Genomic DNA, 22,263 nt, shown 5'->3' on the forward strand with positions numbered 1-22,263 from the left:
CAAAGGCGGGCTTCGATGGCCCGTCCCCATTATTTAACATGTTATATAATTGGCCGGCGCGTTCAAGCCGGAACTGACGCTTCATCTACGTCAGCCATATTGCATGGATTTGTCGCTGCCCCTGCGACCGCACTCCTCTTGCCCAACGATTATATGTTATAATTATCGTCTGCGGATCGGCGCGACAAGCGCGTCCGCCGCCGCACCTTACAGAATCGGGAGGAGCAAGTATTGCGGACAAAGGTCGCAATCATCGGGGCCGGGCCGGCCGGATTGTTGCTTGGGCAACTGCTGCATCGATACGGCATCGACAACGTCATTCTGGAGCGGCAGAGCCCGGATTACGTGCTCGGCCGCATCCGCGCCGGCCTCCTGGAGGAGGGAACCGTCGCGCTGCTCGACCAGGTCGGCGCCGGCACGCGGGCGCATGCCGAAGGCCTGGTGCATGAAGGCATCGAACTCGCCTTTTCCGGCAGCCGCCACCGCATCGACATGAAGGGGGCGACCGGCAAGACGGTGATGATCTACGGCCAGACCGAGGTCACGCTCGACCTGATGAACGCGCGCAAGGCCGCAGGGCTCGTTTCGGTCTACGAGGCCAGGGACGTGCAGCCGCACGATTTCGAGGGCAGTCACCCGCGCGTAACCTATGTGAAGGACGGCGTCACCCACACGCTCGATTGCGATTTCATTGCCGGCTGCGACGGCTTCCACGGTATCAGCCGCGCCAGCGTTCCGGCCTCGGCGATCGAGGAGTTCGAGCGGGTCTATCCCTTCGGCTGGCTCGGCATCCTCTCCGAGACGCCGCCGGTCAGCCATGAGCTGATCTACTCCAATCACGCGAGGGGCTTCGCGCTCTGCACCATGCGCTCGACGAAGCGCAGCCGCTACTATGTGCAGTGCTCGCTCGACGACCACGTCGACCAGTGGCCGGATGATCGCTTCTGGGACGAACTGAAGCGCCGGCTCGACCAGGAGGCGGCCGACAGCCTCGTCACGGGACCCTCCATCGAAAAGAGCATCGCGCCGCTGCGCAGCTTCGTCGCCGAGCCGATGCGCTTCGGCAAAATGTTCCTGTGCGGCGACGCCGCCCACATCGTGCCGCCGACCGGCGCCAAGGGACTGAACCTCGCCGCCAGCGACGCGCATTACCTGTCGAGTGCGCTGCGTGAATTCTACGACGAGAAGTCGAGCGCCGGCATTGATGCCTATTCCGCCAAGGCGCTGGCGCGGGTCTGGAAAGCCGTGCGCTTCTCCTGGTGGATGACCTCGATGCTGCACAAATTCCCGGATACCGGCAGCATCGGCGCGCGCATCCAGCTCGCCGAGCTCGACTACGTCACGCAGTCGCACGCCGCGATGACGTCACTGTCGGAGAATTACGTGGGGCTGCCGTTTTAGAGCGGCACCGCCGTTTCAGGACGGTGTCTCCACATCGTCATTGCGAGCGCAGCGAAGCAATCCAGCCTGTTTCCGCGAAAGGTTTCTGGATTTGCTTCGTCGCAAGGGCTCCCCGCAATGACGGAGTGCCCGTTTCAAACACCCGCGCAAATCCCGTTTTAAACTTTGTAGGCGGTGAAACGCTCATCCACATCGCGTTCAATGTCGGCGACACAGCAACGCGAGACAACCATGACCTCCACCGACATCCCCGCCGGCTTCGAGCCGCTCTTTCGCAAGAGCCCTCTCACCGAGCCGTGGGAGCCGCTCTACGCGAAGAAGACCGACAAGGCCGTCGTCATCGGCCTGCGGCTGGCGAAGCCGCACACCAACGGCCGTGGCCTGATCCATGGCGGCCTCATCACCGCGCTCGCCGACAATGCCATGGGCTACAGTTGCGCGCAGGCGACCGGCTGGACCACGTCGTTCGTGACGGTCTCGCTCTCGGTCGATTTCGTTGGCTCCGCCGAAATTGGCCAGTGGTGCTCGATCGAAAGCGACGTGATCAAGACCGGCAAGACGATCTGCTTCGCGCAGTGCCTGATCAAGGCCGACGAGGTCGCGATCGCACGCGCCAGCGGGACGTTCCGGGTGGTGCCGAAGAAGGCATGACGCTCCTGCGGTGGGTGTCGCCCCTTGCTCCGTCATTGCGAGCGCAGCGAAGCAATCCAGACTGCCGGGAAAGATTCTGGACTGCTTCGCTGCGCTCGCAATGACGATGTGGAGACGGTGGTGCGGCACACTGCGCTCGCGTGCTCCGGAAGCAGCGCTGCGAAACCTCCGGGGCACGATCCTCACCCGAACCTCCACTCCGCGGTCTCCACCACGAGGTCGATGAACGCGCGCACCTTGGCCGAGAGCAGGCGCGAGGTCGGGTAGACGATGTGGATCGGCAGCGCCGGCTGCTCGTATTTCGCCAGCACGATTTTCAAGCGCCCGCGCTTCAACCCCTCGGCGGCCTGATAGGCCAGAACCCGCGTCACGCCGCCGCCGGCCTCGGCATATTGCAGGGCGGCGTCGGCGCTGTTGCTGGCGAAGCGCGGTGACGGCGTCACCTCGATGTCCCTGCCGCCCTGCACGAAGTGCCAGCTGGCGGACGGGCCGAACTGGATGGTCTGGTGTTCGTGTAGCGCTTCCGGCGTCTTCGGCTCGCCGTGGCGGTTGAGATAGCCGGGCGCCGCCACCACGATGCGTCGCATCTGGCCGACCTGGCGCGCCACAAGCGACGAATCGGCAAGGTGGCCGATCCGCACCGCGGCGTCGACGGCGTCTTCCACGAGATTGACGAAGTGGTCGGACAGCCTGAGTTCGGCGGCGACCTCGGGATAGCGCTTGAGATAGGCGGTCATGACCGGCCCGACATGCAGCCGGCCGAAGCCGACCGGCGCCGACACCACCAGCCGCCCGCTCGGCCGGTTGCGCTCCTCGCGCGCGGAGCCGTCGGCCTCCTCGACATCGGCGAGGATGCGCCGCGCGCGCTCCAGATAGCGTGTGCCGACGTCGGTCAGCGTCACCTGCCGCGTGGTCCGCTGCAGCAGGCGCGCGCCGAGATGCTCCTCCAGCGCCGCGATCATCCGCGTCACCGCCGAGGGCGACAGCCGCAGCTTTCGCGCTGCCGGCGCAAAGCCGCGCAGATCGGCGACGGTGACGAAGACGTGCATGGCTTCGAGGCGGTCCATGGGAATTATTGCGTATATTGCAATGATGAAGTGTCAAGTCGCTTGATTGTTTTAGAAGCCGAAAAGTCCAGATTAACGGTCGAAAGACGCAGGAATGCGCCCGGAATTCAGGAGATGTTCCGATGACTGCCGTACACACCTATGCCAGCGACGTCGCCTTCTCGCCGGCGGTGAAATCGATCCAGGCCCGAAAGGGATCGCGCGAGGGCTATGCCCATGCCGAACAGCGGGGATGGCGCACCGAGGTCGACGAGAACCTCGCGGCGTTCCTCGCTGACGCCAACAGCTTCTACTTTGCGACGGCCTCGGCCGACGGCCAGCCCTACATCCAGCACCGCGGCGGCCCGAAGGGGTTCTTGAAGGTGTTGGACAAGCAGACGCTCGCCTTCACCGACTACACCGGCAACCGGCAATATATCACCCAGGGCAACCTGTCCGAGAACTCCAAGGCGTATATCTTCGTGATGGACTACGCCCATCGCCGGAGGGTGAAGATCTGGGGCGAGGCCCGGGTGGTCGAGGATGACGAGGCGCTGACGACGTCGCTGATGCCGAAAGGCTATCGCGCGCGGGCGGAGCAGGTGATCCTGTTCAAGATCGCGGCCTGGGACACGAATTGTCCGCAGCACATTCCGCAAAAGTTCGATGCGCCGGATGTCGCGGCAGCGCTGGCGGCGAGGGACCAGCGCATCGCGGAGCTGGAAGCGGAGGTCGCGGCGTTGAAGGGGGAGAAGGTGACGATGACTTGAGCCGCCCGCTTCGCCTCTCCCCGCGTGCGGGGAGAGGCAGGATCGCATCGCAGATGCGATCCGGGTGAGGGGGAGCCTCCGCCAGCCGGGTCAGGTTGATATGGCGCCTGCTCCATCCACACCGTCGTTGCGAGCGAAGCGAAGCAATCCAGTGTCTCCGCGGAAGGATTCTGGATCGCTTCGCTGCGCTCGCAATGACGAGGAGAGAGAGCGAGCTAAGCTATCACCGTCTGCGCGGCGGCAGCCCCTCACCCCGACCGTCCCCCGTGAGAACGGGGAGAGGGGGAGGAAAGACCTAGAGCGGTTCACGGATTTATTGAATCGGAAGGGATTGAACGAAGCCGCTGGCGCGGCATGTAGGGAGGCATAGCAAGGATTGCCTCCTGTCTGAGAGGATTGCGGGTTTTCGAAGCCCAACCCTTTAGACAGGAGGTTTTCCGATGGCTGAGATCAGCCCACTTCGCCGCCGCATGATCGAGGACATGACGGTCCGCAATCTGTCACCGGCGACGCAGCAATCCTACCTCAACGCCGTAGCGAAGTTGAGCCGATATTTCGGTCGTTCTCCTGACCGCCTCGACCTGGAGGATATCCGTGCTTTCCAGGTTCATCTGGTTGCGACGGGGATGTCCTGGCCGGCGCTGAACCAGATCGTCTGCGCACTGCGGTTTTTCTACGGTGTGACGCTGGGTCATGACACCGTTCCGGAGCGCATCGCCTATGCGCGTAAACCGCGCAAACTGCCGGTGGTGCTGAGCGCCGACGAGGTCGTGCGCTTCCTGGAAGCAATCCCAAGCCTCAAGAGCCGTACCGCGCTGACCACCGTCTATGCCGCAGGCTTGCGCGTATCGGAAGTGGTCCTCTTGAAGGTTGTCGACATTGATAGCCAGCGGATGTTGATCCGGGTCGAGCACGGCAAGGGCGGCAAGGACCGTTACGTTATGCTCTCGCCGCAGCTTTTGAGGATTCTGCGGACGTATTGGCGGCTCACTCGGCCCAAACGATGGCTATTTCCCGGCCGCGACGACGAGCGTCCGCTCGTCCCTAACGTGCTGCACGCCGCCTGCCGTTCAGCCTGTACGGCGGCCGGCTTGAGCAAGTCGGTGACAGTGCATACGCTGCGGCACACATTCGCGACCCATCTCCTGGAGAACGGGGCCGACGTGCGCATCATCCAGGTGCTGCTCGGCCATGCCAGTCTGCAGAGCACGGCGCGCTATACCCAAGTCGCCACAAAGACCATCAGCAATACGCCAAGTCCGCTTGACCGGCTCCGCCTGGAGGTCGTGCCGCCCGGCTGAGCGGACCTGATGACTCCAGTTCTGGAAGTGGCGGATATCTTCCGCCGCCACGGCGAAGCGTTTCGGCAAGCTCGTGCCGGACATCTGGGTCGCGTCGAGCGGCGCGTCATGGGCGCGATCACGGCATGCCGGACGGCTGTGCTTGGCGGCCACATCGAGCAATGCGACGACTGCGGTGCCACCCGGATCGCCTACAACTCCTGTCGCAATCGGCATTGCCCGAAGTGCCAAGGCTCGGCGCGCGCGCAATGGCTTGCCGAGCGACAATCCGAACTCCTTCCCGTGCCATACTTCCACGTCGTCTTCACCTTGCCGGCGCCGGCCAGAGAGATTGCTTTCCAGAACAAGGCGGTGGTCTATGCCATTCTGTTCCGCTGCGCGGCCGAGACGCTCACCACCATCGCGGCCGACCCCAAGCATCTCGGCGCTCAGCTCGGTCTGACCGCCGTCCTCCATACTTGGGGTCAAACCCTGCAACACCATCCGCATATCCACTGCGTCGTGCCTGGTGGTGGACCTTCACTCGACGGCACACACTGGGTCGCTTGCCGGCCCGGCTTCTTCCTGCCGGTGCGCGTCCTCTCCAGGCTGTTCCGCCGCCTGTTTCTGCAAGAGCTGCAAGCTGCCTTCGCGGCTGGCCAGTTGGGCTTCTTTGGCGATCTCGCCCGTCTCGCCGATCCCGCCGCATTCGCCGAGCGCCTCGCTCAACTTCGATGGACCGACTGGGTCGTCTATGCCAAGCCGCCATTCGGTGGGCCCGAACAGGTGCTGGCTTATCTCGGCCGCTATACGCATCGCGTCGCCATCGCCAACAGTAGGCTGATCTCGCTTGCCGACGGCAAGGTGAGCTTTGCCTGGAAGGACTATCGGCAGAATCGTAAAACCAAAGTGATGACGCTTAAGGCCGATGAGTTCATTCGTCGCTTTCTCCTGCACACCCTGCCGGACAGCTTCCACCGCATCCGCCACTATGGTTTCCTCGCCAATGGCGGACGCAACGATAAAATCGCTTTCTGCCGTCAACTCCTTGCTGTCCGCAACGCTCCGACTGATCAAGAAGCCGGCGCCGATCCCCTCACCAAATGCGAGATCCCCGTCTGCCCGCATTGTGGCGGCACCATGCGGCGCGTCGATATCGTCCCGCGAGCCTGCGCGCGCGACCAGCCGTTTCATTGTGATACGTCATGACCAGCGTCTGTACCATCCACCCCTTCCGTAATCACCTTCTTGGTGGCAACGTCCGAAGTCGCCGTGGCCGCGCTCGTCACCGAACACCCCGCCAATCGTTCGGTAGCGCATCCCAGCGCTGCAAATCGCTCGCTGGATCGCGCCCTTGGCCCGATCAATCGGGCCCCTCACATCCGATGAATGACTCGCGGACGCGCGGCGACCACAGGCGAGCGTTCCCCGCAGCCGCACCCGCTGCACTATTCCCATAGCGCCCACAACTCCGCAGCTTCGTTCAATCCGGCTTCTATGAGGTCGCACGCACCACAGAGCGCGCGGCTCGCGCCTGCCACGCGACCTCACAGAACCCTCAAGATTCCGGGTCTGGGACGAATATGATTCAAGATGCTGGCTGGGCTGGAGGCCAGCATCCGATGGTCCGACCAATTTCCAACGATTTGCGTAAGCGTGCGGTATCCGCTGTTGCCAAAGGTGAGAGCTGCCGATCTGTGGCGGAACGGTTTGGCGTTGCTGTCTCGTCAGTTGTGAAGTGGTCACAGCGTTATCGAACGACCGGCTCGGTAGCGCCTGGCAAGATGGGTGGTCACCGCAAGCCTGTGCTTGATCCGCACCGCGCCTTCATCGTCGAGCGGATCACTCAGACGCCGCACCTGACGCTGCATGGTCTGAAGGCGGAACTGGCAGCCCGTGGGGTCAAGGTCTCACACAATGCGGTCTGGCTGTTCCTGCGCCGGGAAGGGCTGCGGTTCAAAAAAAACACTGTTCGCCCTCGAACAGGCTCGCGCCGACGTCTCTCGTAGGCGCTTGCGTTGGCGAGCCTGGCAGGCCGGGCTCGATCCGGGCCGGCTCGTCTTCATCGATGAGACCTGGATCAAGACCAACATGGCCCCTTTGCGAGGCTGGGGACCCAAAGGGGCGCGCCTGCGCGGCTTCGCTCCGCACGGTCACTGGCGTACCCTCACATTCCTCGGCGCGCTCCGCCATGACCAACTCACGGCACCCTGCGTCTTCGATGGCCCGATCAACGGTGAATGCTTCCGTGGTTACGTAAAGCACATTCTCCTGCCAACCCTGCGTGAAGGCGACATCGTCATTCTCGACAATCTCGGAAGCCATAAGTCGAAAGCCGTCAGGCAAATGATCAAGGCTGCTGGCGCCAGACTCTGGTACCTGCCGCCATACTCGCCCGACCTCAACCCAATCGAACAGGCCTTCTCCAAGATCAAACACTGGATGCGGCAAGCTCAGAAGCGCTCAATCGAGGAGACTTGGCGCCATATCGGTCACCTCGTCCAAGACATCCAGCCTCGCGAATGCGCCAACTACTTCGCCAGCGCCGGTTATGCTTCAATCAAAATGTGAAACGCTCTAGATCACACTCGCGCCTTCATGCTGGAAGCCGAGATAGCTTGCCGCGACGCGCTCGTTCGCGGCGATGTCGCTGGCCTTGCCGCTGAGCACGAACTCGCCGAGCTCCATCACATAGGCCTGGTCCGCGATCTTCAGCGCGGCCTGCGCGTTCTGCTCGACCAGCAGCACGGAGACGCCGCTAGCGCGCAGCTCGGTGATGATGCGGAAGATGTCGGCGACGATGATCGGAGCGAGACCGAGACTCGGCTCGTCCAGCATCAGGAGCTTCGGCTCGCCCATCAGCGCGCGGCCCATGGCGAGCATCTGCTGCTCGCCGCCGGACAAGGTGCCGGCGAGCTGCTTGCGGCGCTCCTTGAGGCGCGGAAACAGCGCATAGACCCGCTCGATCGAGGACTTCGCCCGGCTGCGCTCGATGCGGAAGGCCCCTAATTCGAGATTGTCCTCGACATTCATGGTCACGAACAATTCGCGGTGCTCCGGCACGAGGCCGAGCCCCATCGCGACGCGGTCCTCGATGTCGAGCCGGGCGAGATCCTGGCCGGCGAAGGCGACGCGGCCCTTCAGCGGCAGGATGCCCATGATGGCCGACAGCAGCGTGGTCTTGCCGGCGCCGTTGGCGCCGACGATCGTGACGATCTGGTTTTGGCCGACCTCGAGCGAGACCGAGCGCACGGCCTCGACCTTGCCATAGGCGACATGGGCCTCGGTGACGGACAACAGCGCGCTCATGCCGCCACTCCGAGATAGGCCTTGATCACTTCGGGATTGGTCTTGATCGTGGCGGGCGTGCCTTCCGCGATCTTGGTGCCGAAATCGAGCACCACGATGCGGTCGGCGAGGTTCATGACGAAGCCCATGTCGTGCTCGACCAGGAGCACACTCATGCCGCCGTTGCGCAGCTCGCGGAGGAGCGAGGCGAGGCGCTGCTTCTCCATGTGACGCAGGCCCGCGGCCGGCTCGTCGAGCAGGAGCAGCATCGGGTCGACGCACAGCGCACGGGCGATCTCGACGATGCGCTGCTGGCCAAGCGAGAGCGAGCCTGCGAGCTGGTGCATCTGCTCGGTGAGGCCGACGCGCTCGATCTGCCGCGCCGCTTCCGCAAGCAGCTTTGCCTCGTCGGCGCGGTCGAGCCGCAGCATTGAGGAGATCGGGCCGGAATGGCCGCGCAGATGCGCGCCGATCGCGACATTCTCCAGCACGGTCATGTCGGGGACCAGCTTGACGTGCTGGAAGGTGCGGGAGATGCCGAGCTTGACGATCTCCTGCGGCGGCGCCTTGTCGACCTTCCTGCCGAGCACCGAGATCGCGCCCGAGGTCGCCGACAGCACGCCGGTGATCAGGTTGAAGGTGGTGCTCTTGCCGGCGCCGTTCGGCCCGATCAGTGCGACGATCTCCCTGGCGTGGACGTCGAAGGAGACGTTGTTGACCGCGACCACGCCACCGAACTGTTTTCGCGCCTTTTCGACCTGGAGCAGCACGCCCGCCTCGGCGGGCGCGCGGCTGCGCTGCTCCAGCTTCAGCGAGGTGTCCGGCTTCCTGCCACTCGTACGCTCGGGCAGGAACGACATCAGCCAGGGCCAAAGGCCGCCGGGGGCGAACTGCAGCAGCGCCACCAGCATGATGCCGAACACGATGGTCTCGACCTGGCCGGAGCCGGGCAGGATCAGCGGCAGATAGCTCTGCAGCACCTCCTTCAGCACCACGACGATCGCCGCGCCCAGCACGCCACCCCAGACATAGCCGGCGCCGCCGACCACGGCGATGAAGAGATATTCGATGCCGGCTTGCGCGCCGAACGGCGTCGGGTTCACCGCGCGCTGCAGATGGGCGTAGAGCCACCCCGACAGGCCGGCCAGCACGGCGGCATGGATGAACACCAAGAGCTTGGCCCGCGGCGTGTGCACGCCGAACGCCTCGGCGGCGACATGGCCGCGCCGCAGCGCGCGGATGGCGCGGCCGGTGCGGGAGTCCAGGAGGTTCATCGTCAGCAGCGCCGAGAGGATCACGGCGACCCAGATCGCGTAATAGATCGAGCCGGGCGAGAGCATCTTGAACGTGCCGATCGACAGCGGCGGGATCGCCGAGATGCCATCGTTGCGGCCCAGAAACTCCAGCTTGCTGAACAGGTAGAACAGCCCGAGCCCCCAGGCGAGCGTGCCAAGCGGCAAGTAATGGCCCGACAGGCGGACCGTGATCAGCCCGAGCAGCACCGCCAGCGATCCGCTGACCACCAGCGACAGCGGCAGCGTCAGCCAGGGCGACAGGCCGTAGGACGCCGACAGCACGGCGGTCGTGTAGGCGCCGAAGCCGACGAAGGCCGCCTGTCCGAACGACGTGAGGCCGCCGACGCCGGTCAGCAGCACGAGGCCCATCGCGACCAGGGCCGCAAGGCCGATATTGTCGAGCAGCACGATCCAGAACGGGGGCATGCCCGGGATGAACGGGATCGCCGCCATGAGAAGCGCGAAGACGATGATGGGAAGCCGGCTCTGCATGCGCGTCAGTCCTTCTCTTCCTCGACCGCGGGCGCTGCGAGCGAGCGCAGCAGCAGCACGGGGATCAGCAGCATGAAGACGATCACTTCCTTGTAGTTGGAGGCATAGAACGACGAGAACGCCTCGACGATGCCGACGACCAGCGCGGCGACGGCGGTGAGAGGATAGCTGACGAGCCCGCCGATGATCGCGGCAACAAAACCCTTCAGGCCGATCAGGAAGCCCGAGTCATAATAGAGCGTCGTGATCGGCACGATCATGATGCCCGACAGCGCGCCGATGACCGAGGCCAGCAGGAAGGCGATCTGCCCCGACAGCGTGGTGCGGATGCCGGCGAGCCGCGCGCCGAGCCGGTTCACGGCGGTCGCGCGCAGCGCCTTGCCATAGAGCGTCAGGCCGAAGAACAGCCAGAGCCCGATGATGAAGGCGATGGTGATGGCGTAGACGGTGATGCTCTGGCCGGTGAAGCGCAGCGCGCCGGCGGTGAAGGCGCCGGACAGTACGGCAGGTCCGCGCTGGCCCTCGGCGCCGAAGAACAACAGGCCGAGCCCCTGCAGCGCGAGATGTACGCCGACGGATGCGATCAGCAGCACCAGCACGGAGGTGTGCGCCAGCGGCTGGAAGGCGATGCGGTAGAGATAGAGGCCGATCATCGCCACGATCACCAGCGACAGCGCGATGCAGATTGCGACCGGCGGCTTCTGGGCGGCGAAGTAGATGGTCAGGGCCAGCACGACGGAAGGCAGCACGATGTTGGTGATGAAGCTGCGGACCACCAGCCGGCCATGCAGCGCCTTGCGCGCCACGAACAGGTCGAAGGCGAAGGCGCCGATGCCGAGCGCCAGCGCGAGCTTGGCCGTGCCGGGCATCTGGCCCGCGGCCAGCGAGGCGTAGGTCAGCGCGCCGTAGGTGACGAATTCGCCCTGGGGAATGAGGATGACGCGGGTGACGGCGAACACCAGCACCAGCGCCAGGCCGAGCAGCGCGTAGATTGCGCCATTGGTGATGCCGTCCTGCACCAGGAACAGCATGATAGTGGTGTTCAAGACCGGACGCTCCCCCTCAAGATCGAGGACCGGACTCCGCAATTGCGGTGGATGGTCCCCACACAGCCATTGAAATACGCTGACGATATTTGATATGGTCCATAACAATTATCAAATATAACATCAAGGGTGGGGAGCGACCCGTCCCGAATTTAGCGGGATTACGAGCACGAGGCGATGACCGTTTCCAAAACCGCTGAAAAGACTTCCGAAAAGACGGCCGACCTGGCCAAGGGCCGCAAGGACGCGGGCGAGCCGCAGGCGGAAGCCCTCCAGCTCGGCGAGTTGTCCGAGCAGCTCGGCTATGTCCTGAAGCGGGCGCAGCTCAAGGTGTTCGAGAACTTTTTGCGCTGCATGGCCTCGCTCCAGCTGACGCCGGCGCAGTTCTCGGTGCTGCTGCTGGTCGAGAAGAACCCCGGCCGTAACCAGACCGAGATCGCCTCGACGCTCGGCATCCTCAGGCCGAACTTCGTGGCCATGCTCGACAATCTCGAGAGCCGCGACCTTTGCGCGCGGATCCGCTCCACCAACGACCGCCGCTCGCACATCCTGGTGTTGACCGACAAGGGCAAGGCCGTGCTGGCCCGGGCCAAGAAGCTCGTCGCCTCCAAGCACGAGGCACGGCTGAACGATCTGCTCGGCCAGGCCAATCGCGAAGCCCTGATCGGGATGCTCTCGAAGATCGCCAACGAGTTTTGAAGGGGCCCGCCGTCACCTCCCGTCATTGCGAGCGTAGCGAAGCAATCCAGAGTGTCTCTGCCGAGGGATTCTGGATTGCTTCGCTACGCTCGCAATGACGGTGGAGGAACCGGCGCGCCTCAATCCACCAAGATCACCCGGATGTCGTTGACGTTCGTCAGGGTCGGGCCGGGCTGCAGCAGATCGCCTGTCGCCTCGAAGAAGGTCGTGGCGTCGTTGTTGTCGAGATAGGCCTGCGGCTGCAGTCCTTGCGCCTTCATCTTCGCGAACGTCGCGACATCGATCAGCGCGCCGGCGGGGTCGGTGGGGTGGCCGGCGCCGCCATCGGCGCCGTCGGTATCGCCGGCAAGGGCTGAAATGCCAGCCGTGTCCTTCAACAGCTCCGCGAGCGCCAGTGCGTATTCCTGGTTGGGGCCGCCGCGCCCATTGCCGCGCACGGTCACCGTGAGCTCGCCGCCGGAGAGGATCGCGACGCGCTTGCCTTGCGCGCGCGCATCGAGCGCCAGCCTGGCGTGATTGGCGGCGACCTCGCGCGCTTCGCCTTCGAGATCGGCGCCGAGGTCGATGGTCTCGTAGCCGGCGTGCCTGGCGAGCTTGACCGCCGCGTCGAGAGATTGCCTGGGCCGCGCGATCAATTCGAACGACGCGCGCGCGAAGGCGGCATCGCCCGGCTTGCAGCTTTCATTGCCGGGATCGTCGAGCGCGCGGCGCACGGCCTCGTCGATGTCGAGCCTGTACTTCGCCACGATCGCGCGCGCGTCGGCGAGCGTGGTCGGATCCGGCACGGTGGGGCCGGAGGCGATGGCGGAGGGATCATCGTGCGGCACGTCGGAGATCGCGAGCGTGACGATCTCGGACGCGTTCCTGCCGGCGCGCGCGAGACGCCCGCCCTTGATGCGCGAGAGGTGTTTGCGCACGACATTCATCTCGCCGATCGGCGCGCCCGAGCGGAGCAGCGCCTTGTTGACCGCCTGCTTCTGCGCGAAGCTGATGCCGTCCACCGGTGCGATCCAGTTCGCCGAGCCGCCGCCGGTGAGCAGCACCAGCAGCAGATCGTCGGGGCCGGCCTCGCCGGCAAGCGCGAGCGTGTCGGCGGCGCCCTTGAGGCCGGCTTCGTCGGGCACGGGATGACCGGCCTCGACCACGCGGATGCGCCGCGTCGGCACGCCATAGCCGTGGCGCGTGGTGGCGATGCCCACCAGCCGCTCCGGTGCCAGTTTGAGGGTGTCGACATAGTGCCGCTCAGCGGCTGCGGCCATCGCACCGGCGCCCTTGCCGGCGGCAAGACAGATCACGCGTCCCCTGGGCGCGGGGCGCAAGTGCGGCGCCAGGATCGTATTCGGATGGGCGGCGGCAACGGCGGCGTCGTAGAGCGCGCGGAGCAGGGGACGTCGGTCGGTCATGGCGAAGGCCTTCGGCGGACAGGAGAGATCGGCGGCGAGCGCCAGTGACATGCCTACCGCATCAGGCGCAAAAGCGTAAGCAGGCTTTCCTGTCATTCGATTGTGCAATCGCGTGATCATAATCGGAGGGGCGAACGAAAAGCCCCCTGCGTGAGGCCGCAGGGGGCTTGTTTTTCCAGCCCTTGTGCGGCTAGCCGCCGGCGTCGGCGCTGATCACGTCGCCGAACAGATCCCATTTGTCGCCATTGAACTTCATGAGCTGCAGCGAACTGATCGGTGCGAAGTCGTTGGGGCCGGTGTTGATCTTGATGCCGGGGAGCAGAACTTCGGTGCGGAAATCCTTCAGGCTCGCCGCCTGCTTCATGACGTTCTCGCGCGTGAGATTGTCGCCACACTTCTTCAGCACTTCGACCAGCGTCTGTGCCACGCCGTAGCCGACGATGGTGCCGCCGTCGAGCTTGTCGCCCTCCGGGAAGTATTTCGTCATGAAGTCAAGGAAGCCCTTCATGCCGGGGTCGTCCTTCCACTGCGGATCGGAAACGTCCTTCAGATATGCGGCCGAGATAATGTCCTGCGAATTCTCGAAGCCGGCGGGCTTGATCACGCTGCCGACCGAGGCCGAGACGTTGTTGAGGAAGTGCGTCGGTTTCCAGCCGATTTCGGAGATCTTCTTGATCGCCTGCGCCGCGAACTTCGGCGTGGTGATGTTGATGAAGACGTCAGCGCCGGTCGCCTTCAGCTTGACGATGTGATTGTCGATGGTCGGCTCTGAAGTCTCGTAGCTTTCCTCCAGCACGATCATGCTTGCGCCCTTGGCGCCGAGGCCGTCCTTCAGGCCCTTCAGGTAGTCCTTGCCGTAATCGTCGTTCTGGTAAAGGACGCCGATCTTGGCGTTTGGCATCGTCTTCAGGATGTATTTCGCATAGATCTGCGTCTCGCTCTGGTAATTGGGCTGCCAGCCCATCGTCCACGGGAAGTTCTGCGGATCGTTCCACTTGGTGGCGCCGGTGGCGACGAACAGCTGCGGCACCTTCTTCGTGTTCATGTATTTCTGGATCGCCGAGTTGGGCGGCGTGCCGAGCGAGTTGAAGATGAGCAGAACCTCGTCGCTCTCGACCAGCTTGCGCGCCTGCTCCACGGTCTTGGGCGGCGAATAGGCGTCGTCATAGCTGACGAAGTTGATCTTGCGGCCGTTGATGCCGCCCTCTTCATTGATCTTCTTGAAATAGGCGGCTTCGGTCCGCCCGATGATGCCGTAGGCGGAAGCTGGTCCGCTGTAGGGCATGATGTTGCCGATCTTGATCTCGGTGTCGGTCGCGCCGGTATCGTATTTCTTCTGGGCCGATGCAGTGGAGGCCGAGGCTGCGATGAGCGCAAGTGCCAGTGACGCGGCCGCAAGTTTGCCGGTGAGAGCGGGCATTCCTATCTCCCTGATTTTCTTGGTGTGTGCATCCCTTTTCTTGACTTGATTGTTTTTGGCGACGCGGCCTCAATTCAATACGATTTAACCGGTGCCTTCAACAGAAAGGCCCCGCGACGGCGTCGCGGGGCCTCCTCCTTTAGTAGTCAGGGACAGGCGCGAGATGTGTGCGCTGCAAGATGCGGTAACCGCCTTGAGTTCCCGATTTATCAGGGCGATTGCGAGTTGACAGGCTCAGTGGCTCACCTCGCTCGAGATGACCTCGCCGAACAGCTCCCATTTCTTGCCCTTGAACCGCATCATCTGGAGCTGCTCGATCGGGGCGAAATTGTCAGGTGCGGTGTTGATCTTGATGCCGGGCAGCAGCGTGTCGGGGGCGAAATCCCTGATGCCGGCGGCCTGTCTCATGACGTTCTCGCGGGTGAGATCGTCGCCGCACATCTGCAGCACCTTCACCATGGTCTGGGCCGCGGCATAGCCGAACACCACGCCGGCATCGAGCTTGTTGGCCTTGGGCTCGTACTGCGCCAGGAAATTGTAGAACTTCTTCATGCCGTCGTCGGCATTCCATTGCGGGTCCGAGCCGTCCTTGGTGTAGGTGGCCGACAGGATGCCTTGCGAGATCTCGAGCCCCGCCGGCTCCAGCACGCCGCCGACCGAAGCCGAGACGTTGGAGATGATGTGGACCGGGCGCCAGTTGATCTCCGCCGCCTTCTTGATCGCCTGCGCGGCAAATTTTGGCGTGGTGATGCTGATGAAGACGTCGGCGCCCGAGGTCTTCAGTTTCACGACGTGCTCGTCGATCGCGGGCTCCGAAGTGTCGTAGCTCTCTTCCAGCACGATCACCGAGGCCTTGGGCCCGAGGCCCTCCTTCAGTCCCTTCAGATAGTCCTTGCCGAAATCGTCGTTCTGGTAGAGCACGCCGATCTTCGCGTCCGGCTTCTCTTTCATGATGTACTTGGCGTAGATGCGTGCCTCGCTCGCGTAGCTCGGCTGCCAGCCCATGGTCCAGGGGTATTGCTTCGGATCGTTCCACTTCGAGGCGCCGCTCGCCACGAACAATTGCGGCACCTTCTTCTCGTTCATGTATTTGCGGATCGCGCCATTGGTGGAGGTGCCGAGCGAGCCGAAGATCAGCAGCACCCCGTCGCTCTCGACCAGCTTGCGCGCCTGCTCCACCGTCTTCGGCGGCGAATAGCCGTCGTCGTAGGAGATGAACTTGATCTTGCGGCCGTTGATGCCGCCCTCGGCATTGATCTTGTTGAAATAGGCTTCCTCGGTCTTGCCGATCGCGGAATAGGCGGAGGCCGGCCCGCTATAGGGCATGATGTTGCCGATCTTGATTTCGGCATCGGAAGCGCCGCTGTCGTATTTCTTTTGCGCCTGTGCCGGGCCGCTCATCGCAGTGCACAACGCGAATGCGGCGAGCAAGGCCGCAATCTGAAATCGAACGGCAGTCATCTTTCTCCTACCCCGGCTGGATCGGCGCAGCATTGAACAAGATTGACGCCCGGCGTCAACAAAAAGCCCCCGCGATCGCTCGCGGGGGCATATCGATGCCAGGACTATGACGTCAGCGTGTCACTCGGAGGGGACGTCGCCGCTGATGATCTCGCCGAACAGTTCCCACTTCTCGCCCTTGAAGCGCTGCATTTGCAGCTGCGAGATCGGGGCGAAGTCGGTGGCGCTGGTGTTGATCTTGACGCCGGGCAGCAGGGTGTCCGGGGCAAAATCCTTCAGCGAGGCCGCCTGCTTCATCAGGTTGGCGCGGGTGAGATCGTCACCGCACATCTCCAGCACCTTGGCCAGCGTCGAGGCCGCGCCATAGCCGTAGACCATGCCGGTGTCGGTCTTGTCGGCGCCGGGCATGTACTTGTCGACGAACTCGTTCCACTTCTTCATGCCGGGATCGTTGTTCCACTGAGGATCCGTGGAATCCTTGGCATAGGCCGCCGACAGCACGTCCTGCGAGGCTTCGAAGCCGGCTGGCTTCATCACGCTGCCGACCGAGATCGAGACGTTGGTCAGGATCTGCAGCGGCTTCCAGGTGAGCTCGGCGGTCTTCTTGATGGTCTGCGCCGCGAACTTCGGCGTCGCATAGATCAGCAGCACGTCGGGATTGGCGGCCTTGATCTTGACGATGTGGCCGTCGATCGACGGCTCCGACACCTCATAGCTCTCTTCCATGATGATCATGGAGGAGGCCTTGGCGCCGAGGCCGTCCTTGGTGCCCTTGAGGTAGTCTTTGCCGAAATCGTCGTTCTGGTAGAGGATCGCGATCTTGGCGTTCGGCTTCTCCTTCATCAGCCATTTCGCGTAGATCTGCGCCTCGCTCTGGTAGGAGGGCTGCCAGCCCATGGTCCAGGGGAAGTTCTTCGGATCGTTCCACTTGGTGGCGCCGGTGGCGACGAACAGCTGCGGGATCTTCTTGGCGTTCAGGTATTTCTGGATCGCGGTGTTCGAGGGCGTGCCGAGCGGGTTGAACACCGCCAGCACCTCGTCGCTCTCGACCAGCTTGCGGACCTGCTCGACTGCTTTCGGCGGCGAATAGGCGTCGTCATAGGTGACGAAGTTGACCTTGCGGCCGTTGATGCCGCCCTTGTCGTTGATCATCTTGAAATAGGCTTCTTCAGTCTTGCCGATGATGCCGTAGGCCGACGCCGGACCGCTGTACGGCATGATGTTGCCGATCTTGATCTCGGTGTCGGAAGCGCCGGTGTCGTATTTCTTTTGGGCAAATGCCGCGCCGGAGTTGAAAGTGATGGCCGCCGTTGCCGTGACCAGCGCGGCGGCTCGCAGTGTTCTTGCAAAAGACAATTCGGGTCTCCTTTGTACGATTACGGGGTTCAATTCTTTCTGAGCTTTCCAGCGAGTTGCTGGCCCAGGATTGCGATCTGCCTTGCGCCATGCGGCACGAGGTAGATGACCAGGAACAGGAGCACGCCGAACACGGCGCCGGAGAGGCCCTTGGAGATGCTCTCCGCCATGTTCGGCACGAAGATGATGAAGGCCGCACCGACGAACGAGCCGGGCAGCCAGCCGACGCCGCCGACCACCATGCCGAGGAACAGCGAGATCGCGAGCGTGATGGTGTAGCTGTCGGGCGCGACGAACTGCACCGCGATGGCGCCGAGCGAGCCGGCGATGCCGGTGATCGCCGCCGACACGCCGAAGGCCAGCGTCTTGTAGAGCGCGACGTTGACACCCATCGAGGAGGCCGCGATCTCGTTGTCGCGGATCGCCATGAAGGCGCGGCCTGACCTCGAGCGCAACAGGTTCACGGAGAAGATATAGATTGCGATCGTCACGATCAGCGTGAAGTAGTACAGCCACATGTCCTGCGACATCGGCAGGCCGAACGGCGCGTCGGGCTTGGTGACGACGAGGCCCTGCACGCCGCCGGTCCAGTGCTCAAGGAAGTTCAGCTTCAGGAGCTGCGGCATGGCCGTGGCGAGCGCGAAGGTCGCGAGCGCGAGATAGACGCCCGACAGCCGCAGGGCCGGTTTGCCGAAAAGGTAACCGAATGCGAAACAGACCACGGCGGAAATCGGAATGGTCAGCGCGTAGTTGATGTTGGCGTGCTCCATCAGCACTGCCGAAGTATAGGCGCCGACCGCGTAGAACGCGCTCTGGCCGAGCGAGAACTGGCCCGAGCCGCCGGTCAGGATGTTCAGCGCCAGCACCGCGAGCCCGTAGATCAGCAGCATCGTCATCTGGAAGATGATGAAGTTCTTGACGAAGACGGGCACGATCAGGAGCGCGGCGAGCACCACCAGCGACGTGCCGGTGCCCAGCGTCATGGCCCGCTTCGGAACGGCCTCGACCGCCTGGTGGCCTTCTGCAACGACTTCTTCTGCAGCGCTCATGATCAAACTCGCTTGACGATGTGCCGGCCGAACAGGCCGGCGGGTTTGACGACCAGGACGGAGATGATCAGCGCAAGCGCGATCGGGAGTTTCAGCTCGTTGCCGACGCCGGGGATGTAGGTGCCGGCGAGATTCTCGAAGATGCCGACCAGGAAGCCGCCGACCACCGCGCCGAACGGGCTGGTGAGGCCGCCGAGCACCGCGGCGGCAAAGCCGTAGATCAGGACGCCGCCCATCATGTTCGGCTCGAGGAATACGACGGGAGCGATCAGCATGCCGGCGATCGAGCCGATCGCCGAGGCCATGCCCCAGCCCAGCGCGATCATCCAGCTCGTGTTGATGCCGACGAGGCGCGCCGATTCAGGCACCGAGGCGGCCGCGCGCATGGCAAGGCCGATGCGGGTGTACTGGAAGAAGAAGTACAGGCCGAGCAGCAGCAGCACGGTGACGCCGATCATGCCGGCCTGGTGGGTCGAGATCAGCTGGCTGCCCAGGAACGGCGCGGAGCCGAACGGGGTCGGGTACTGCTTGATGGTGAAGTCCCAGATCAGGCCGGCCGTGGAGTTGATGATCGCAAACAGCGCGATGAAGCCGGCGACGTTGGTCAAAACCGGCGCCTTGGCAAGCGGCTTGAACAGGATGCGCTCGATTGCGATGCCGCCGACGAAAGAGAACGCCAGCGTGATCGCGAACGCGGCCCAGTAGGGCACGCCCCACTGCATCAGCTGCCAGGAGATGAAGGTCGAGAACATCGCCATCTCGCCCTGCGCGAAGTTGAGATGGTCGATGGCCTGGTAGATCATGACCACGGCGAGCGCCATGCAGGCGTAGATCGCGCCCGTGGCGATGCCGGCCAGGACCTGGTTGGTGAACAGCTCCATTGTCCCGGCTCCCTAAAACTTGCCCGATTGGGTTTGAACTGCAACGGCGTTGGAGGTCCACCTCTCCCTAAGGGAGAGGTCGCGCCGAAGGCGCGGGTGAGGGGTTACGGTCGCAGGGTGAAGCTGCGGCCCCTCACCCGGATTGCTCAGGCGCGCAATTGCGCGCCATAGCAATCCGACCTCTCCCCGTCGGGGAGAGGTGAAGCGAGTGCGCGGATAATCCATTGCCATCATCCCACCTCAGTAACCCAGATAGGATTTGCGGATTTCTTCGTTGTTCGCGATGTCCTTGGCGTTGCCCGACATCACGATGCGGCCGGTTTCGATCACATAGGCCTGGTCGGCGAGCTCGAGCGCGAGCTGGGCGTTCTGCTCGACCACCAGGATCGACACCTTGTCCTCGCGGTTGATCTTGCCGAGGATGCCGAACAGGTCGCGCACCACCAGCGGCGCGAGGCCGAAGGAGGGCTCGTCCAGCAGCATCAGCCGCGGCCGCAGCATCAGCGCGCGGGCGACCGCGAGCATCTGCTGCTCGCCGCCGGAGAGCGTGCCGGCCTGCTGGGTGTGGCGCTGCTTCAGCACCGGGAAGTGCGCATACATGCGCTCGATGTCGGAGATGATGCCGGCGCTGTCCTTGCGGGTTATCGCCCCTAACTGGAGGTTCTCCTCCACCGTCATGTTGGTGAAGGTGCCGCGGCCCTGCGGCACGTGGGCGATGCCGAACCGCACGATGCTCTCGGTCGAGCGATTGTTCAGCGGCTTGCCGTCGAACTCGATGCCGCCGGTGGAGCGCACCATGTTGCAGATCGCGCGCAGCGTGGTGGTCTTGCCGGCGCCGTTGGCGCCCAGCAGCGTCGTCAGCGAGCCCTCGTTGAGGGAGAAGGAGAGGCCATGGAGCGCCTGGACCTGGCCGTAATAGGCGCGCAGGTCCTTGACGTTGAGCAGAGTCGTCATTGGTCCTTGCTCCCGAGATAGGCCTTGATGACGTCGGGGTCCGCCTGCACCTGGGCCGGCGTGCCTTCCGCGAGCTTCTTGCCGAAATTCAGCGCGACGACGTGGTCGGCGATCGACATCACGAGACCCATGTGATGCTCGACCAGCAGCACCGTCATGTGGCGCTCGTCGCGGATTTTGCGGATGAGGTCGCCGAGCACATAGACTTCCTCGTGGTTGAGGCCGCCGGCAGGCTCGTCGAGCAGCAGGATCTTCGGATCGGCCGCCAGCGCGCGTGCCAGCTCGACGCGCTTCTGCGTGCCGAAGGGCAGGCCGGACACGGTGGTGTGGGCGACGTCCTCGAGGTCGAGATAGGCGAGGATCTCGTGCACCTTCTTGTTGACGTCGTTCTCGCTGCGACGGACCCAGGCGAGCCGCAAGGAGTCGCTGATGATGTCGCTGGAGGTCTTCGAATGGGCGCCGACGCGGACATTGTCCATCACCGACAGGTTCGGAAACAGCGCCACGTTCTGGAAGGTGCGGCCGATGCCGATCTCGGCGATCCGGTGCGGCGGACGCGACAGGATGCTGACGCCTTCCATCAGGATGTCGCCGGACGACGGCTGATAGAGCCGCGAGAGGCAATTGAAGAGCGTGGTCTTGCCGGCGCCGTTGGGGCCGATCAATCCCAGGATCTGGCCCTTGTGCATGTTAAACGACACGCCGTTGAGCGCGATGATGCCGCCGAACACGACGCTGACGTCGCGAACCGCGAGCAGGGGCGATGTACCCTGCGCGAGCTGTGCCTGCGTCATCTCGTCTCGCCCACGGTGTTCAGTGGGCGAAGGGGCGATGCGAACCGCTCCCTGTGATGACAAAGGCTATCTGATCCCCTCGGCCACACGCGCAACTTTTCCTCCTGATTTCAGCTTTTTGCTGACTTCTTTTTTTGAATGCGGCATCAGACCCCCGAGTGCCGATTCGATGTTCCTTACCATCGCAAGCAGACGCGGTCCAATGTCGTTGATCAAACGCTCTTCCGTGAAACGGAATGCGGGCGCTCCGCAATTGAATGCGTAAGGACCGGTTCCATCGTTGAGCTTGAGTGCGACGCCGGCGGCGCCGATATCGTCGTGCCAGTCGCCGACGGAGATTGCAAAGCCGTATTTCGCGACGGTCTCGCCGGAACGTTCGAGGCCATCGCGCATCTTGGGCCAGCGGCTGCCGTAATGTTCGCGCAGCATGCGCGAGACCTCGGCGCGATTGTCTTCGTCGAGCGCCCAGAAATAGGCGCGGCCCATCGCGCTGGTTGCAATCGGCACGCGCGAGCCGACGTCAAGTTGAACACCGACGGTCTCGCTGCCGCGGCTCTGCCCGAAATAGATCATGCTGTGACGGTCGCGGCCGCCGACGGCGACGGCGCCCCCGGTCGCGCGCATCACTTCCTCGCGAAACGGCTCGGACAAATGCCGAACACCGAGGTTGGCGAGCGCGGCGTAGCCGAGCGACATCGCGGCGGGTGCGAGCTGGTACTTCTCGAAACGGGGAACCGGCGTCAGATAACCGAGCTTGGTCAGCGTATAGGTCAGCCGCGACACCGTCGGCTTCGGCAGGTTGGTCCGCGCCGCGATCTCCTGATTGCCGAGCAGGCCGTCATTGGGTTGGAATGCGCGCAATACGTCCAGTCCGCGGGAAAGCGCGACGACGAAATTCCGATCGGTCGCAATCTTCTTTCCTGTACGCTTCATCCCTGATCTGCTTCTTGCGCGGAGTCGTTGACAACGTCCGTGCT

The 22,263-nt window shown here is 63.7% G+C and carries 20 protein-coding genes; 7 read left to right on the plus strand and 13 right to left on the minus strand.

From position 1 onward, the window contains the following. Nucleotides 1-231 precede the first annotated feature (231 nt). Together pobA and ACNJYB_RS04990 are read left to right on the plus strand one after the other, a co-directional pair. Nucleotides 232-1,401, plus strand: coding sequence for a 4-hydroxybenzoate 3-monooxygenase (gene pobA, locus ACNJYB_RS04985; protein WP_439372978.1), 1,170 nt, complete (start codon nucleotides 232-234; stop codon nucleotides 1,399-1,401). Between the two features lie 231 nt (nucleotides 1,402-1,632). Next, nucleotides 1,633-2,052 carry a PaaI family thioesterase gene (locus ACNJYB_RS04990; protein ID WP_439372979.1) on the plus strand — a complete coding sequence of 140 codons (420 nt, stop codon included), beginning with the start codon at nucleotides 1,633-1,635 and terminating at the stop codon, nucleotides 2,050-2,052. Between the two features lie 182 nt (nucleotides 2,053-2,234). Here the strand turns inward: ACNJYB_RS04990 and ACNJYB_RS04995 are convergent, their stop codons facing one another. Continuing rightward, complete coding sequence (locus tag ACNJYB_RS04995; protein ID WP_439372980.1) at nucleotides 2,235-3,119, minus strand: LysR family transcriptional regulator; 885 nt, start codon at nucleotides 3,117-3,119, stop codon at nucleotides 2,235-2,237. 122 nt (nucleotides 3,120-3,241) lie between these two features. Between ACNJYB_RS04995 and ACNJYB_RS05000 the strand changes: the two genes are divergently transcribed. The 4 genes from ACNJYB_RS05000 (at nucleotide 3,242) to ACNJYB_RS05015 (ending at nucleotide 7,719) form a co-directional block, all read left to right on the plus strand. Continuing rightward, nucleotides 3,242-3,868 carry a pyridoxamine 5'-phosphate oxidase family protein gene (locus tag ACNJYB_RS05000; protein ID WP_439372981.1) on the plus strand — a complete coding sequence of 209 codons (627 nt, stop codon included), beginning with the start codon at nucleotides 3,242-3,244 and terminating at the stop codon, nucleotides 3,866-3,868. 440 nt (nucleotides 3,869-4,308) lie between these two features. After that, nucleotides 4,309-5,169 carry a tyrosine-type recombinase/integrase gene (locus ACNJYB_RS05005; protein WP_439368084.1) on the plus strand — a complete coding sequence of 287 codons (861 nt, stop codon included), beginning with the start codon at nucleotides 4,309-4,311 and terminating at the stop codon, nucleotides 5,167-5,169. A 6-nt stretch (nucleotides 5,170-5,175) separates the two neighbouring features. Beyond that, nucleotides 5,176-6,357 carry an IS91 family transposase gene (locus ACNJYB_RS05010; RefSeq protein ID WP_439375460.1) on the plus strand — a complete coding sequence of 394 codons (1,182 nt, stop codon included), beginning with the start codon at nucleotides 5,176-5,178 and terminating at the stop codon, nucleotides 6,355-6,357. 413 nt (nucleotides 6,358-6,770) lie between these two features. Further along, nucleotides 6,771-7,719, plus strand: a protein-coding gene (locus ACNJYB_RS05015; protein WP_439368321.1) for an IS630 family transposase whose coding sequence is annotated in 2 segments (ribosomal slippage) — nucleotides 6,771-7,106 and nucleotides 7,108-7,719 — 948 coding nt in all. Because the reading frame shifts where the segments join, the coding sequence is not laid out codon by codon here. A gap of 6 nt (nucleotides 7,720-7,725) precedes the next feature. Here ACNJYB_RS05015 and ACNJYB_RS05020 read toward each other — a convergent pair. Genes ACNJYB_RS05020 through ACNJYB_RS05030 form a run of 3 tightly spaced genes read right to left on the minus strand, consistent with a single transcriptional unit; the run spans nucleotide 7,726 to nucleotide 11,269 of the window. After that, on the minus strand, nucleotides 7,726-8,457 hold the full coding sequence (locus ACNJYB_RS05020) for an ABC transporter ATP-binding protein (RefSeq protein WP_439372982.1): 732 nt from the start codon (nucleotides 8,455-8,457) through the stop codon (nucleotides 7,726-7,728). Continuing rightward, nucleotides 8,454-10,223, minus strand: a complete 1,770-nt coding sequence (locus tag ACNJYB_RS05025; protein ID WP_439372983.1) for a branched-chain amino acid ABC transporter ATP-binding protein/permease — start codon at nucleotides 10,221-10,223, stop codon at nucleotides 8,454-8,456. Before ACNJYB_RS05025 ends, ACNJYB_RS05020 begins: the two co-directional genes overlap by 4 nt. Nucleotides 10,224-10,228: 5 nt before the next feature. Beyond that, on the minus strand, nucleotides 10,229-11,269 hold the full coding sequence (locus tag ACNJYB_RS05030; RefSeq protein WP_439372984.1) for a branched-chain amino acid ABC transporter permease: 1,041 nt from the start codon (nucleotides 11,267-11,269) through the stop codon (nucleotides 10,229-10,231). 177 nt (nucleotides 11,270-11,446) lie between these two features. Here ACNJYB_RS05030 and ACNJYB_RS05035 point away from each other — a divergent pair, with 177 nt between their 5' ends. Then, the gene (locus ACNJYB_RS05035; protein WP_439372985.1) at nucleotides 11,447-11,968 is read left to right on the plus strand and encodes a MarR family winged helix-turn-helix transcriptional regulator; all 522 of its coding nucleotides are present in this window, start codon (nucleotides 11,447-11,449) and stop codon (nucleotides 11,966-11,968) included. A gap of 119 nt (nucleotides 11,969-12,087) precedes the next feature. Here ACNJYB_RS05035 and ACNJYB_RS05040 read toward each other — a convergent pair whose 3' ends face one another. From ACNJYB_RS05040 to ACNJYB_RS05080, 9 genes are all read right to left on the minus strand, one after another. Then, nucleotides 12,088-13,371: a glycerate kinase type-2 family protein gene (locus tag ACNJYB_RS05040; RefSeq protein ID WP_439375465.1), complete on the minus strand. Its 1,284-nt coding sequence runs from the start codon at nucleotides 13,369-13,371 to the stop codon at nucleotides 12,088-12,090. 190 nt (nucleotides 13,372-13,561) lie between these two features. After that, nucleotides 13,562-14,791 (minus strand): ABC transporter substrate-binding protein, encoded by a 1,230-nt coding sequence (locus ACNJYB_RS05045; RefSeq protein ID WP_439372986.1) that lies wholly within the window; start codon nucleotides 14,789-14,791, stop codon nucleotides 13,562-13,564. A 234-nt stretch (nucleotides 14,792-15,025) separates the two neighbouring features. Further along, a complete protein-coding gene (locus tag ACNJYB_RS05050) occupies nucleotides 15,026-16,252 on the minus strand; it encodes an ABC transporter substrate-binding protein (RefSeq protein ID WP_439372987.1) in 1,227 nt (408 codons plus the stop codon). A gap of 120 nt (nucleotides 16,253-16,372) precedes the next feature. Further along, on the minus strand, nucleotides 16,373-17,608 hold the full coding sequence (locus ACNJYB_RS05055) for an ABC transporter substrate-binding protein (RefSeq protein WP_439372988.1): 1,236 nt from the start codon (nucleotides 17,606-17,608) through the stop codon (nucleotides 16,373-16,375). A 29-nt stretch (nucleotides 17,609-17,637) separates the two neighbouring features. Beyond that, the gene (locus tag ACNJYB_RS05060; RefSeq protein WP_439372989.1) at nucleotides 17,638-18,657 is read right to left on the minus strand and encodes a branched-chain amino acid ABC transporter permease; all 1,020 of its coding nucleotides are present in this window, start codon (nucleotides 18,655-18,657) and stop codon (nucleotides 17,638-17,640) included. Between the two features lie 2 nt (nucleotides 18,658-18,659). Beyond that, entirely contained in the window at nucleotides 18,660-19,538 is an 879-nt protein-coding gene (locus ACNJYB_RS05065; protein WP_439372990.1) for a branched-chain amino acid ABC transporter permease, read from the minus strand. A 240-nt stretch (nucleotides 19,539-19,778) separates the two neighbouring features. Continuing rightward, nucleotides 19,779-20,492, minus strand: a complete 714-nt coding sequence (locus ACNJYB_RS05070) for an ABC transporter ATP-binding protein (protein WP_439372991.1) — start codon at nucleotides 20,490-20,492, stop codon at nucleotides 19,779-19,781. Beyond that, nucleotides 20,489-21,286, minus strand: a complete 798-nt coding sequence (locus ACNJYB_RS05075; RefSeq protein WP_439372992.1) for an ABC transporter ATP-binding protein — start codon at nucleotides 21,284-21,286, stop codon at nucleotides 20,489-20,491. The genes ACNJYB_RS05070 and ACNJYB_RS05075 overlap by 4 nt, the downstream gene beginning before the upstream one ends. Nucleotides 21,287-21,352: 66 nt before the next feature. Then, the gene (locus ACNJYB_RS05080; protein WP_439372993.1) at nucleotides 21,353-22,219 is read right to left on the minus strand and encodes an IclR family transcriptional regulator; all 867 of its coding nucleotides are present in this window, start codon (nucleotides 22,217-22,219) and stop codon (nucleotides 21,353-21,355) included. Nucleotides 22,220-22,263 lie beyond the last annotated feature (44 nt).

It is taken from the genome of Bradyrhizobium sp. SMVTL-02, assembly GCF_051853005.1.
Lineage (GTDB): Bacteria > Pseudomonadota > Alphaproteobacteria > Rhizobiales > Xanthobacteraceae > Bradyrhizobium.

Bases quoted from the DNA above. Each gene is read 5' to 3' on its own strand.
- ACNJYB_RS04990 (WP_439372979.1), top strand. From the start codon at position 1,633: ATGACCTCCACCGACATCCCCGCCGGCTTCGAGCCGCTCTTTCGCAAG.
- ACNJYB_RS04995 (WP_439372980.1), bottom strand. From the start codon at position 3,119: ATGGACCGCCTCGAAGCCATGCACGTCTTCGTCACCGTCGCCGATCTG.
- ACNJYB_RS05000 (WP_439372981.1), top strand. From the start codon at position 3,242: ATGACTGCCGTACACACCTATGCCAGCGACGTCGCCTTCTCGCCGGCG.
- ACNJYB_RS05005 (WP_439368084.1), top strand. From the start codon at position 4,309: ATGGCTGAGATCAGCCCACTTCGCCGCCGCATGATCGAGGACATGACG.
- ACNJYB_RS05020 (WP_439372982.1), bottom strand. From the start codon at position 8,457: ATGAGCGCGCTGTTGTCCGTCACCGAGGCCCATGTCGCCTATGGCAAG.
- ACNJYB_RS05025 (WP_439372983.1), bottom strand. From the start codon at position 10,223: ATGCAGAGCCGGCTTCCCATCATCGTCTTCGCGCTTCTCATGGCGGCG.
- ACNJYB_RS05035 (WP_439372985.1), top strand. From the start codon at position 11,447: ATGACCGTTTCCAAAACCGCTGAAAAGACTTCCGAAAAGACGGCCGAC.
- ACNJYB_RS05040 (WP_439375465.1), bottom strand. From the start codon at position 13,371: ATGACCGACCGACGTCCCCTGCTCCGCGCGCTCTACGACGCCGCCGTT.
- ACNJYB_RS05045 (WP_439372986.1), bottom strand. From the start codon at position 14,791: ATGCCCGCTCTCACCGGCAAACTTGCGGCCGCGTCACTGGCACTTGCG.
- ACNJYB_RS05050 (WP_439372987.1), bottom strand. From the start codon at position 16,252: ATGACTGCCGTTCGATTTCAGATTGCGGCCTTGCTCGCCGCATTCGCG.
- ACNJYB_RS05060 (WP_439372989.1), bottom strand. From the start codon at position 18,657: ATGAGCGCTGCAGAAGAAGTCGTTGCAGAAGGCCACCAGGCGGTCGAG.
- ACNJYB_RS05065 (WP_439372990.1), bottom strand. From the start codon at position 19,538: ATGGAGCTGTTCACCAACCAGGTCCTGGCCGGCATCGCCACGGGCGCG.
- ACNJYB_RS05070 (WP_439372991.1), bottom strand. From the start codon at position 20,492: ATGACGACTCTGCTCAACGTCAAGGACCTGCGCGCCTATTACGGCCAG.
- ACNJYB_RS05075 (WP_439372992.1), bottom strand. From the start codon at position 21,286: ATGACGCAGGCACAGCTCGCGCAGGGTACATCGCCCCTGCTCGCGGTT.
- ACNJYB_RS05080 (WP_439372993.1), bottom strand. From the start codon at position 22,219: ATGAAGCGTACAGGAAAGAAGATTGCGACCGATCGGAATTTCGTCGTC.